The following is an 11706-nucleotide window of genomic DNA, read 5'->3' as shown; positions in this document are numbered from 1 at the left end:
ACCGTGGCGGCCATCCGGGCGGCGTCGGGCCGGAGCCCGCTCAGGCTCTCGGCCAGCCAGGCGGCGGCCTCGACCACCGTGGTCAGCAGGTCGGTCAGGGTGGGCCACTCGCTGTGCCAGGCCCCCGCCGCGCGCTCGTGCTCCTGCTCCATCGCCATGAGCAGGGTCGCGACCAGCCCGGGCGCCCGCCGCGCGCACGCCCGGGCCGAGATGGCGGCGACCGGGTTGCGCTTGTGCGGCATCGCGGAGGACCCGCCGCGCGCCTCCCCGCCCTCGCTGACCTCGGCGACCTCGGTCTGCGCCATGAGCACCACGTCGACGGCCACGGTGGCCAGCACGCCCGCGGTCGCCCCGAGGGCACCGGCGAGGTCGGCGATCGGCAGGCGCACCGTGTGCCAGGGCACCGCGGTGTCGGCAAGGCCCAGCTCGGTCGCAAGTGCGGTGCGCAGCGCCAGGCCCGACCCCGAGCTGGCCGCCAGCGTGCCGGCCGCCCCGCCGTACTGGACCGGCAGCGAGGCGACCGCCTCGGCCAGCCGCAGCCGGGCGCCGTCGAGGCCGACGAACCATCCGGCCGCCTTCAGCCCGAAGGTCGTGGGCAGCGCCTGCTGCATCAGCGTCCGCCCCATGACGACGTCGTCCCGGTGCTCGGCCGCCAGGCCGGCCGCGGCACCGGCGGCCGCGGCCAGGTCCGCGTCGACGGCCGCGATCGCGTCCCGGGCCAGCAGCATCAGCGCGGTGTCCAGCACGTCCTGGCTCGTCGCACCCACGTGGACGGCGCGAGCGGCGTCCGGGCCGACGGCGTCCTGCAGCGCGCGGACCAGTGGCGGCACGGGATTGCCCGCGTCGGCGGCCTTCGCGACCACCGTGGCGAGGTCGAGCCGCGCCGGATCGGCGCACACCGCGGCCACCGTGGCGGCGGCCGTCGCCGGCACCAGCCCGAGGCCGGCCGCCGCGCGGGCGAGGGCCGCCTCGACGCCGAGCAGGGCCCGGAACCAGGCGGCGTCCGAGACGGCGGCCGCTGCTCCCCCGCGGGCGAACGTGCCGCCGAACAGTGCGCTCACGCGCGGGCCCCGGTCACAGGACAGTTCATACCGCGAAGAAGACCGTCTCGCGGTCCCCCTGCAGGAACACGTCGAAGCGGTAGCCGTCGTCGGCCGGCGTGGCGAGGAGCGTGCGCCGGGCGTCGTCGGAGGCCAGCGAGCGCAGGACGGCGTCCTCGGCGTTGGCCTCCGCCTCGTCGGCGAAGTAGATCCGCGTGACCACGCGGTCGAGCAGGCCCCGGGCGAAGACCGAGACGTCGATGTGCGGCGCCTGCAGGCCGCCCTCCCCGTCGGGCACCCGCCCGGGCTTGAGGGTGCAGATCGCGAACTCGCCGTCGACCGTCTGCGCGCGGCCGAAGCCGCGGAAGCCGGGGTAGGCGGACGGTCCGCGCGGGTCGTCGGGATGGTCGAACCGGCCCTCGGGGTCGGCCTGCCAGGTCTCCACCATCGCGTCGACGACCGGGTCGCCGTTCCCGTCGTGCACGGCGCCTCTGATCCAGATGGCTCCCGGGGTGTCCGGCGCCACGACGTGGGGACCGTCCTCCCAGGTGAGCCCGATCGCGAGGTAGGGACCGACCGTCGCGCTGGGCGTCGTGTGCAGCGTCATCACGCGACGTCCCCGTCGTCCTCGGTCTCGAACGGCGTCTGCTCCCTGCCGCGCAGGACGATGTCCCACTGGAAGGCCAGCGCCCAGTTGTCGACGGTGCGCTCGTAGTCGAAGCGGCTGATCGCCAGGGGCCGCGCCGCCTCGGGGATGGCGTTGAAGATCGGGTCCTGGAAGAACAGCGGGTCGTCCGGGAAGTACATCTGGGTCACCAGGCGCTGGGTGAAGGCGGTCCCGAACAGCGAGAAGTGGATGTGCGCCGGCCGCCAGGCGTTGTGGTGGTTGCCCCAGGGATAGGCGCCGGGCTTGATGGTGGTGAACTCGTAGCGCCCCTGGGCGTCGGTGAGGCAGCGCCCGAGGCCGGTGAAGTTCGGGTCCAGCGGCGAGGGCCAGTTGTCGACGACGTGCCGGTACCGGCCGCCGGCGTTGGCCTGCCAGATCTCGACCAGGGTGTGCGGCACCGGCCGGCCGTCGCTGTCGAGCACCTGCCCGTGCACGATGATCCGCTGCCCCTGCGGCTCCCCCTCGTGCTGGCGGGTCAGGTCCGCGTCGGCGGCGGTCACCCGGCCCTCGCCCAGCAGCGGCCCGGTGATCTCGGTGAGCCGGTGCGGCAGGTCGACGGGAGCGTGCAGCGGCGCCCGGAGCCCGGTGCTGCGGTAGTCCGCGAAGCCGACGGGCGTGCGGTGTGCGTCGTCCTCACGCAGGTAGCGCGGCAGGTGCAGCCGGCTCCCGGATGTGGTCCCGGTCATGCCCGGACGGTACGGCCGACCGATAGGCTGCCCAAGCCCTGACTTCCACTGGCCGGGAGGAGCGCGCATGGCCGGCCGCAGCTCGGTGCCCGGGCGGTCGGTGACCTCGCGCGCGCTGGCCATCCTCGACGCCTTCGACAGCGGGGCACCCCGGCTGTCGTTGTCGGAGATCGCCGAGCGCTCCGGCACCCCGCTCACCACCGCGCACCGGCTGCTCGGCGAGCTCGCCGACTGGGGGGCGCTGATCCGGCGCACCGACGGGCGTTACGAGATCGGCCGCAAGCTCTGGGACCTCGGCCTCCTGGCCCCGGTGCAGTCGGAGCTGCGGCAGGTCGCCGCGCCGTTCCTGCAGGACCTGCACACCACGATCCGCGACACCGTGCACCTGGCGGTCCGCGAGGGACTGCACGCCCTCTACGTCGAGCGGATCTCCGGCCGCGAGTCGGTGCCGATCGTCAGCCAGGTGGGCAGCCGGCTCCCGCTGCACGCCACCGGGGTCGGCAAGGTGCTGCTGGCGGCGGCCCCGGACGACGTCGTGGAGCAGGCGCTGCGTTCGCTCACCCGGCAGACCCGGCACACGGTGGTCGATCCCGGCCGCATGCGGCGCGAACTGGTCGAGGTGCGCCGCCGCCGCTACGCCCGCACGTCGGAGGAGATGTCACCGGGAACCGCCTCCCTCGCCGTCCCCGTGCCGCTGGAGCGCCCGGGCGGTCCGGCCGTCGCGGCGGCGCTCGGCATCGTCGCCCCGCCGCACCGGCGCGACCTCGCCCGCCTCGTGCCGGTCCTCGAGGTCGCCGCCCGGGGCATCGGCCGCGAGCTCGCCCGCACCCGCGATTTCCGCTGACCGGGAGGAAGCGGTTCCCCGGGCGGCATAGCGGCGGTCACACTCCCCCCGTGCGCACCCAGGTAGGCATCATCGGGGCCGGACCGGCCGGCCTGCTCCTGTCCCGGCTGCTGACCCTCCAGGGTGTCGACAACGTCGTCCTGGAGAACCGGTCGCGGGAGTACGTGGAGGCGCGGATCCGGGCCGGCATCCTCGAGCAGCACACCGTCGACACGCTCACCGACGCCGGGATCGGCGACCGGCTGCACCGTCAGGGCATGGAGCACCACGGGATCCACCTGCAGTACCCGGGGACCCGCCACACGCTGGACTTCCCCGCGCTGTGCGGGCGCACCGTGTGGGTGTACGGGCAGACCGAGGTGACGAAGGACCTCATCAAGGCGCAGCTCGCCGGCGGCCCGCCGCTGCTGTTCGAGGTCTCCGACGTCGTCCCCGAGGACGTCGACACCGACTCCCCGCGCATCCGGTTCACCGATGCCGAGGGCAGGCGTCAGGTGCTCGAGTGCGACGTCGTCGCCGGTACCGACGGCTTCCACGGCGTCTCCCGGCCCGTCGTGCAGCAGGCCGCCGGCGGGCGGGTCTGGGAACGGACCTATCCCTACGCCTGGCTCGGCATCCTGGCCGACGCCACGCCCTCCACGGACGAGCTGATCTACGCCTGGCATCCCGAGGGCTTCGCCCTGTACTCGATGCGCTCCCCCACGGTGTCCCGCCTCTACCTGCAGGTCGACCCGTCGGATCGGATCGAGCACTGGTCCGACGACCGGATCTGGGACAACCTCGCCACCCGCCTGGCCCTGGACGGGTGGGACGTCTCGACCGGGCCCGTCACCGAGAAGTCGATCCTCCCGATGCGCTCGTTCGTCAGCGCGCCGATGCGCCGCGGCCGGCTGTTCCTGGCCGGCGACGCCGCCCACATCGTGCCGCCGACCGGCGCGAAGGGGCTCAACCTCGCCATCGCCGACGTGACCCTGCTGGCCACCGCGCTCGTGCGGCTGCTCCAGGAGAAGCAGACCGACCTGGTCGACAGCTACTCCGACCGTGCGCTGGCCCGCGTGTGGCGGTGCACCCACTTCTCCTGGTGGATGACTTCGATGCTGCACCGCGCCGGTGACGACTTCGACGCGCAGCTGCAGCTCTCCCAGTTGCGGCGGGTCTGCTCCTCCGAACCCGCCGCCCGGGAACTCGCCGAGAACTACACCGGCCTCCCCCTCGACCGCTGATCGCGGGTTCAGGCCAGGGATTCGAGCGTGGCGCGGACGCCGCGGGTGCGCAGTGCCGCCAGGGTCTCGAGGTAGGCAGAGACGAACCGCTCGTCGTCCACGAGGTCGCCGAAGATCTCCCGGTCGGCGACGAAGGCCAGCGGGTCGCCCGACCGGGCCCGAGCCGTCAGCGTCTCGGCACGGGAGTCGATCAGCTCGATCGGCCGGCCGTCGTCGTCCACTCCTTCGGCCGACCGCGCCCACGCCGCGAGGACCGCCACCGACCGGCGGATCTCCCGGCCCGCCGCCAGGTTGGCCCGCAGCACCGGCAGCAGGAACTGCGGGATGCGGTCCGAGGCGTCGGCGCGGATGCGGTCGAGGGTGTCGGCGATCGCCGGGCTGGCGAAGCGGCCCACCGTGTCGGCCTTGTACCGCTCGAGGTCGATGCCCGGCACGGGGGCGAGCGTGGGACCGCCCTCCTGGTCCAGGTAGCCCTCCAGCAGACGGCGGAACAGCGGGTCACCGCACGCCTCGTGGACGTACGTCAGCCCGGCGAGCCGGCCCGGCTGGGCCAGCACCTGGTGGCCGGCGTTGACCAGCCGCAGCTTCATCAGCTCGTACGGGACGACGTCCTCGACCAGCTGCACCCCCGCCTCCTCCAGCGGCGGCCGCCCGCAGGAGAAGGAGTCCTCCAGCACCCATTGCGTCCACGGCTCGCAGACCACCGGCCAGCGGTCCTCCACCCCGAACCGCGCCGCCAGCTCGACGCGGTCGGCGTCGGTCGTGGCGGGGGTGATCCGGTCGACCATGGAGTTGGGAAAGGGCACCGCGGCCCTGACCCATGCCCCCAGCTCCGGGTTCCGCAGTGCCGCGAAGGCCGCGTAGCTGTTCCGGGCCAGGTCGCCGTTGCCGGGGATGTTGTCGCACGACACGACCGTGAACGGCGGGACGCCGCGGTCCCGGCGCCGGACCAGCGCCTCGACGACCAGACCGAACGACGTCCGGAGCGCCGCACCGGGCTGGAGGTCGTTGACGACGCCGGGGTTGCTGCCGTCGAACTCCCCCGTGACCGCCGAGGCGTTGTAGCCGCCCTCGGTCACCGTCAGCGAGACGACGCGGGTCGCCGGGTCGGCCATCTTCTCGACCACCGCCTCCGGGTCGTCCGGGGCGAAGAGGTACTCGACGATCGAGCCGACGACGCGGGCGTCCAGGGAACCGTCGGGATGCCTGACCAGCAGGGTGAACAGGCGGTCCTGAGCGGCCATCACCTCGGCCATGAGCCGGTCCGCCGGCAGCACGCCGACCCCGCAGATGCCCCACTCCGACGCCCGGCCCGCCTCCATGAGGCGGTCGAGGTACATGGCCTGGTGCGAGCGGTGGAAGCCACCGACGCCCAGGTGCACGATGCCGGTGCGCACCGCGCTCCGGTCGTAGGACGGCGTCGCGACCCGCGGGTCGAGGGACTGCAGGGTGGCGGCGGTGAGGGGCGTCACGCGGGACACCATGCCCGTTGCGCGGCGGCCGGAACGGCGGACGCGCGAAAAGCCGCCACGCCGAGCCCACGGCCCGGAGTTACCGGCGGGTACCGCGTATGGGATCGTCCGACGTACACGTCGAGACGCCGACCACACCAGGACCCGACACACCGGGACGTGGCGCCGTCAGGAATGAGGACCGATGCGGTTGCAGCTGTCCCCGGAGCTCGAGGCCTTCCGGGAGGAGATGCGGACCTTCTTCACCACCCAGGTGCCGCAGGAGATCCGCGACACCGTCGCGGCCCACCGGCACGTGACCAAGGAGCAGTACATCGCCACCCAGCGGGTGCTCAACGCCGCCGGTCTCGCGGTGCCGCACTGGCCAGTCGAGTGGGGCGGCCGGGACTGGACGCCCCTGCAGCGCCACATCTGGCGCGAGGAGATGCAGCTGGCGAGCGTGCCGGAGCCCCTCGCCTTCAACACCAGCATGATCGGCCCGGTCATCGCAACCTTCGGCAACCAGGAGCAGAAGGAGCGGTTCCTGCCGGCGACGGCGAACCTCGACATCTGGTGGTGCCAGGGCTTCTCCGAGCCCGACGCCGGCTCCGACCTGGCCTCGCTGCGCACCACCGCGGTGCGCGACGGCGACGACTGGGTGGTCAACGGCCAGAAGACGTGGACGACGCTCGGTCAGCACGCCGACTGGATCTTCTGCCTGGTCCGCACCGACCCGACCGCCGAGAAGAAGCAGCGCGGCATCTCGCTGCTGGTCTTCCCGATGGACTCCCCCGGCGTCACCCTGCGGCCGATCGAGCTGCTCGACGGCAGCTTCGAGGTCAACGAGGTCTTCTTCGAGGACGTCCGCGTGCCGGCGGAGAACCTGATCGGCGAGGAGAACCGCGGGTGGGACTACGCCAAGTTCCTGCTCGGCAACGAGCGGGTGGGCATCGCGCGCATCGGCTCGACCAAGCGGATGCTGGCCCAGGCCAAGCAGCACGCCCGGGAGATCACCGTCGACGGCCGCCCGCTGCTCGACGACCCCCGCATGGCGGCGCGCATCGCCGAGATCGAGAACGACCTGGTCGCGCTCGAGCTCACCGCCCTGCGCGTGGTCGCCAACTCCGCCGACGGCAAGCCGCACCCCGCGTCCTCGGTGCTCAAGCTCCGCGGCTCGGAGCTGCAGCAGGCCGCCACCGAGCTGCTCGTCGACATCGCCGGCCCGCTCTCGGTGGCCTCGTTCGCCGAGAAGGGGTCCGACGTGCCCGAGTGGGCGCGCGTCGCGACGCCGCACTTCCTGAACTACCGCAAGGTCTCCATCTACGGGGGCTCCAACGAGGTGCAGCGCACCATCATCGCCGGCTCGATCCTGGGGTTGTGAGATAGCCGTGGACTTCAACTACGACAGCGAGCAGAACGACCTCCGGGAGGCGGTCGCCGGCCTGCTCGCGCGGGCCTACGGCGACAGCGAGCAGCGCCGCACGGTCGTCGCGATCGACCCGGGCTTCGACGAGAAGACCTGGTCGCGGCTGGCCGAGATGGGCCTGCTGGGCCTGCCGTTCGCCGAGGAGCACGGCGGCATGGGCGCCGGCCCGGTCGAGGTGGCCATCGTCGCCGAGGAGATCGGCCGGGTGCTGGCGCCCGAGCCTTACATCGAGGCCGTCGTCCTCGCCGGCGGGCTGGTCTCGGCGGTGGGCACCGACGCGCAGAAGGGCGAGCTGCTCGGCGGCCTCACCGAGGGCACGACGATCCCCACGTTCGCGCACGCCGAGCCCGGTACCCGCTGGACGCCGTCCGCCTCCGGTGTCACCGCGACGCAGAGCGGCGGCGGCTGGACGCTCACCGGCGTGAAGGAGCCGGTGCCGCACGGCGCCCGCGCCGACGTGCTGATCGTCTCCGCCGTGCTGGCCGACGGCGGCACCGGCCTGTTCGTCGTCCGCGGGGACGCCACCGGGCTCGCCCGCACCGGGTACCGCAACCACGATGGGACCCGGTCGGCGAACGTCCGGTTCGAGGACACCCCGGCCGAGCCGCTCGGGAACGGCGGCGACCAGACCGCGGCGATCGAGCGGGCGCTGGCCGAGGCCCGCATCGCCTACAGCCACGAGGCGGTCGGCGCCATGGACACCGCCCTGCGCACCACGGCCGAGTACCTGCGCACGCGCAAGCAGTTCGGCGTCACCCTCAACAAGTTCCAGGCGCTCACCTTCCGCGCGGCCGACATGTACGTCTCCCTGGAGCTGGCCCGCAGCACCGCGCTGTGGGCGTCGATGGTCCAGGGCGGCACCGGCGACGTCGTCGCCGCTGCCGACCGCGCCCGGCTGCAGACCAGCCGCGCCGGCCGGCACATCGGCAAGGAGGCCATCCAGCTGCACGGCGGCATCGGCGTGACGGCGGAGTACAAGGTCGGCCACTACACCAGCCGGCTCACCGCCATCGACCACCTGCTGGGCGACGGTGACTTCGCCGCCGACCGGCTGGCCCGGGACGTGGCGAGCTACCAGACGGTCGACCCGCTGGGCGCCCCGTACGCCTGAACGCACCGCACCGGAAACCCCCGTTCCGCTTTCCGTACCGGAAGCTGAACGGGGGTTTCCCGCTTTCCGTACCGGAAGCTGAACGGGGGTTTCCCGCTTTCTGTACCGAAAGCCTGAACGGGGGGCCCCGCTTTCTGTACCGAAAGCTGGGTGGGGGGAGCGAGTGCGAAGGAACAGCTCCGCCGTCGCCCGGCCGATGCCGCGCGCCGTGCCGCTGATGAAGATGGAGCTGCGCCCATGAGGGGGGACCGCGCGTAACACCTACCGCGCCGTCAGAAGGTCCATTCCCCGGGGTTCTCCTCCGGGTCGTCGGACTCGGGTGCCTCGCCCAGCATCGCGCGGCGGAGCTCGGCGGCGTCGGCCCGCACCTGGTCGAGGACCGGGACCAGGTCGTCCTCGCGGAGCCGGCCGCCGGTGAGGCGCACGATCGGCACCTCCTCGTAGTCCTCGGTGGTCAGGCGCGCGGCCACCTCGAAGGCGGCGCGCAGCAGGGCGCCGTCCATGGATTGGAGGTCGTCGATCTCCTTCAGCGGGTGGGTCAGCGCGGCCGGGAAGCCCCACTGCTCCAGCGCCACCGACGTCAGCCGGAGGCTGTTGATGCCGTAGCGGCGGCTCTCCGCCGCCCGCCGGCCGCGGTAGGCGGGCTCCGCGGCGATGATGGCCTCGTAGCCGTCCGGGTCGTTGTGGTGCAGCAGCGCGGCACCCAGCTGGGCCAGCAGCCCCAGGCACAGCGCGTCCTGGGGCCGCTCGCCGAAGCGGGGCGCCAGCGTCGAGGCCCCCAGCGCGAGGCTGGTGGTGACGTCCCAGAAGTCCTCCGGCAGCCGCGACTCGTCGTCGAGGTTGGTCAGCGCGACGGTCGCCATGGTGCGCACCGTGGTGAAGCCGACGACGGTGACGGCGAACTGCAGCGAGGTCACCCGGCCGCGCATGCCGAAGTAGGCGGAGTTGGCCAGCTTCATCACCCGGCTGGCCAGGGCGACGTCGGAGGCGAGGATCCGCGACAGCGCCCTCGCGTCCGTGTCGTCGGAGTTGGCCACCGACACGATCTGGGCCGCGACCGGGCGCTGGGCCGCCATCGAGTCGATGCTGGCCAGCACCTTCTCGATGTCGAACACCTGCACCGGCGTGGCCTGCAGGTCGGCGCCGGGGAAAGGCGTGACGGTCATCGGTCGTCCTTCGAGTGGGCGGCGAACCACGCCGCGGTGTGCCCGCCGGTCATGGGCTGGGCGAGGCTGTAGCCCTGCAGGTAGGTGGCACCGAGGCGGGCGAGCTCCTCGGCCTGCTCGACGGTCTCCACGCCCTCCGCGACGGTGCAGAGGTTGAGGTTGCGGGCCAGGGCGATGACCGCCGACGCGATCTCGGCGTGCCCGTCGGCCAGCTCCGCCACGAACGAGCGGTCGACCTTGAGGCAGTCGACCGGCAGGTGCCGGAGGTAGGCCAGCGAGGAGTAGCCGGTGCCGAAGTCGTCGATGGCCAGCTCGACGCCGAGGTCGCGCAGCTGCTGGAGCACCTCCCGCGCGGACGCGGGGTCCTTCATGAGGGCGGACTCGGTGATCTCCACCGAGATGCGGCCGGGATCCAGCTCGTGACGCTCGAGGGCGGCGGCCACCTGCGCGGCGAGGTTGTCGTCCAGCTGCAGGGCCGAGACGTTGACGTTCGCCCGCGCCGGCGCCGACGCGCCGAGCAGGTGGTCCCAGTCGGCGATCTGCCGGCAGGTCTCGTCCAGCACGAGCAGTCCCAGCCCGGTGATCAGGCCGCTCTCCTCCGCCAGCGGGACGAAGGTGGCCGGCGATATCGCGCCCCTGTCCCGGTGCTCCCACCGGGCCAGCGACTCCACGGCCACGGGCGATCCGTCCCGGGTGTCGAAGATCGGCTGGTAGTAGAGGCTGATCTCCCGCCGCTCGATGGCGTCGCGGAGCTCGGCCACCAGCCGCAGCTTGTCACGGGCCTCGGCGCGGCCCTGCTGGTCGAGGACGCTGACCCGCCCCTTGCCGCCGGCCTTCGCCTGGTACATGGCGATGTCGCAGTCGCGGATCAACTCCTCCGCCGCGACGTGCTCGGCGGTCTGCACGGTGACGCCCACGCTGGCGTAGGGGCGGATGTCCACCCCGCCCAGCCGCATCGGCTGCGCCAGCGCCTCGGAGACCCGGCCGGCCAGGGCGACGGCGGCCGTCTCGTCCACGCTCTCGCAGACGACGACGAACTCGTCGCCGCCGAAGCGGGCCACCAGGTCCGCCGGGCGCACCGTCGCCCGGAGCCGGTCGGCGACCTCGACCAGGAGCTCGTCGCCGGCGGTGTGGCCCAGGGAGTCGTTGACGACCTTGAAGTTGTCCAGGTCCAGGAACAGGCACGCCAGACCGCCGGTCCCGACCACGAACCGCTCCGCGACGTACTGGGCCAGCAGCGTGCGGTTGGGCAGGCCGGTCAGCGGATCGTGGTTGGCCTGGTGCGCGAGCTTGGCCTCGAAGGCCAGCCGGTCGGTGATGTCCTCGATCGTGCCGACGAAGCCCGCGCCGGTGCCGGGGGTGAACAGGTGGGCGAAGCGGATGACCGTCGTCCGGATGGTGCCGTCGTCGCGGACCAGACGGGCCTGGGTCTCCACCTCATCGCCGTCGAGGGCGGCGACCACCTGCTCGATGACGCGGTCGAGGTCCTCCTCGTGGATGGTCTCGATCCAGCCGGTGCCCAGCAGCTGCTCGGCCCGAAGCCCGACGAGGCTGCAGAACGCGTCGTTGACGTGCGCCAGCCGCATGCCTTGCTCGGAGAGCAGCGTCGGGATCGGTGAGCGCTCGGTCAGCGTCGAGAACCGCCGTTCGTGCGCGTCGGCGGTGGCCCGGAGGGCGCGTTCCTGCTCGTTCGCCGTGGAGATGACGCGCATCGTCCACATGCGGCCCCCCGGGGAGGGCGTGGTGACGACGACGGCCTGCACGACGGCACCGCTGGCGGTGCGGACGGGCAGGGTCATGCGGGCGGTGCGCTCGCGCCGCAGCAGCAGCTTGAGCTCGCCGCCCCCGAGGGTGGGGAAGAGCTGCCGCACCGGCGTGGCGCGCAGGTCCTCCAGGCCGTACCCGAGCAGCTGCACGGCGCCCTCGTTGCACCAGGTCAGGTGCTCGGTGCCGTTGACCGTCTCGGCGACGAGGATGGCGAGACTGTCGCTCACGGTCGCGCTGTAGAAGACCGTGGAGACGATCTCCGGCTGCACCATGTCGTGCTCGGACGCACTGATCGAGACGGACACGGTCCTCCCCTCCGCTCTCC

The 11706-nt window shown here is 73.0% G+C and carries 10 protein-coding genes; 4 read left to right on the top strand and 6 right to left on the bottom strand.

Annotation, left to right across the window (positions count from 1 at the left end; genetic code table 11):
• From pcaB to pcaH, 3 genes are all read right to left on the bottom strand, one after another.
• The coding region (pcaB, locus tag ACFSHS_RS05020) for a 3-carboxy-cis,cis-muconate cycloisomerase (RefSeq protein WP_376872570.1) at positions 1–1061 on the bottom strand (1061 nt) is incomplete at its 3' end.
• A gap of 25 nt (positions 1062–1086) precedes the next feature.
• Positions 1087–1647: a protocatechuate 3,4-dioxygenase subunit alpha gene (pcaG, locus tag ACFSHS_RS05015; protein WP_376872568.1), complete on the bottom strand. Its 561-nt coding sequence runs from the start codon at positions 1645–1647 to the stop codon at positions 1087–1089.
• A complete protein-coding gene (pcaH, locus tag ACFSHS_RS05010) occupies positions 1647–2393 on the bottom strand; it encodes a protocatechuate 3,4-dioxygenase subunit beta (protein WP_376872566.1) in 747 nt (248 codons plus the stop codon). The genes pcaG and pcaH overlap by 1 nt, the downstream gene beginning before the upstream one ends.
• 67 nt (positions 2394–2460) lie before the next feature.
• Here pcaH and ACFSHS_RS05005 point away from each other — a divergent pair, with 67 nt between their 5' ends.
• Complete coding sequence (locus tag ACFSHS_RS05005; protein ID WP_376872563.1) at positions 2461–3237, top strand: IclR family transcriptional regulator; 777 nt, start codon at positions 2461–2463, stop codon at positions 3235–3237.
• Positions 3238–3287: 50 nt separating this feature from the next.
• The gene (locus ACFSHS_RS05000; protein ID WP_376872560.1) at positions 3288–4460 is read left to right on the top strand and encodes a 4-hydroxybenzoate 3-monooxygenase; all 1173 of its coding nucleotides are present in this window, start codon (positions 3288–3290) and stop codon (positions 4458–4460) included.
• 8 nt (positions 4461–4468) lie between these two features.
• Here the strand turns inward: ACFSHS_RS05000 and ACFSHS_RS04995 are convergent, their stop codons facing one another.
• Positions 4469–5932 carry a mannitol dehydrogenase family protein gene (locus ACFSHS_RS04995; protein ID WP_376872558.1) on the bottom strand — a complete coding sequence of 488 codons (1464 nt, stop codon included), beginning with the start codon at positions 5930–5932 and terminating at the stop codon, positions 4469–4471.
• A gap of 184 nt (positions 5933–6116) precedes the next feature.
• Here ACFSHS_RS04995 and ACFSHS_RS04990 point away from each other — a divergent pair, with 184 nt between their 5' ends.
• A complete protein-coding gene (locus ACFSHS_RS04990; RefSeq protein ID WP_376872556.1) occupies positions 6117–7292 on the top strand; it encodes an acyl-CoA dehydrogenase family protein in 1176 nt (391 codons plus the stop codon).
• Positions 7293–7299: 7 nt separating this feature from the next.
• Positions 7300–8448 (top strand): acyl-CoA dehydrogenase family protein, encoded by a 1149-nt coding sequence (locus ACFSHS_RS04985; RefSeq protein ID WP_376872554.1) that lies wholly within the window; start codon positions 7300–7302, stop codon positions 8446–8448.
• A gap of 272 nt (positions 8449–8720) precedes the next feature.
• Here the strand turns inward: ACFSHS_RS04985 and ACFSHS_RS04980 are convergent, their stop codons facing one another.
• Together ACFSHS_RS04980 and ACFSHS_RS04975 are read right to left on the bottom strand one after the other, a co-directional pair.
• Complete coding sequence (locus tag ACFSHS_RS04980; protein ID WP_376872552.1) at positions 8721–9614, bottom strand: HDOD domain-containing protein; 894 nt, start codon at positions 9612–9614, stop codon at positions 8721–8723.
• Positions 9611–11686: a putative bifunctional diguanylate cyclase/phosphodiesterase gene (locus tag ACFSHS_RS04975; protein ID WP_376872549.1), complete on the bottom strand. Its 2076-nt coding sequence runs from the start codon at positions 11684–11686 to the stop codon at positions 9611–9613. The genes ACFSHS_RS04980 and ACFSHS_RS04975 overlap by 4 nt, the downstream gene beginning before the upstream one ends.
• Positions 11687–11706: the final 20 nt, after the last annotated feature.

Origin of the sequence: Blastococcus deserti (assembly GCF_042682525.1) — a bacterium.
Lineage (GTDB): Bacteria > Actinomycetota > Actinomycetes > Mycobacteriales > Geodermatophilaceae > Blastococcus_B > Blastococcus_B deserti.
Note: the sequence above shows the minus strand (reverse complement) of the source record. Positions and strands in the feature narration are given on the sequence as shown.

Bases quoted from the DNA above. Each gene is read 5' to 3' on its own strand.
- ACFSHS_RS04990 (WP_376872556.1), top strand. From the start codon at position 6,117: ATGCGGTTGCAGCTGTCCCCGGAGCTCGAGGCCTTCCGGGAGGAGATG.
- pcaG (WP_376872568.1), bottom strand. From the start codon at position 1,647: ATGACGCTGCACACGACGCCCAGCGCGACGGTCGGTCCCTACCTCGCG.
- pcaH (WP_376872566.1), bottom strand. From the start codon at position 2,393: ATGACCGGGACCACATCCGGGAGCCGGCTGCACCTGCCGCGCTACCTG.
- ACFSHS_RS04980 (WP_376872552.1), bottom strand. From the start codon at position 9,614: ATGACCGTCACGCCTTTCCCCGGCGCCGACCTGCAGGCCACGCCGGTG.
- ACFSHS_RS05005 (WP_376872563.1), top strand. From the start codon at position 2,461: ATGGCCGGCCGCAGCTCGGTGCCCGGGCGGTCGGTGACCTCGCGCGCG.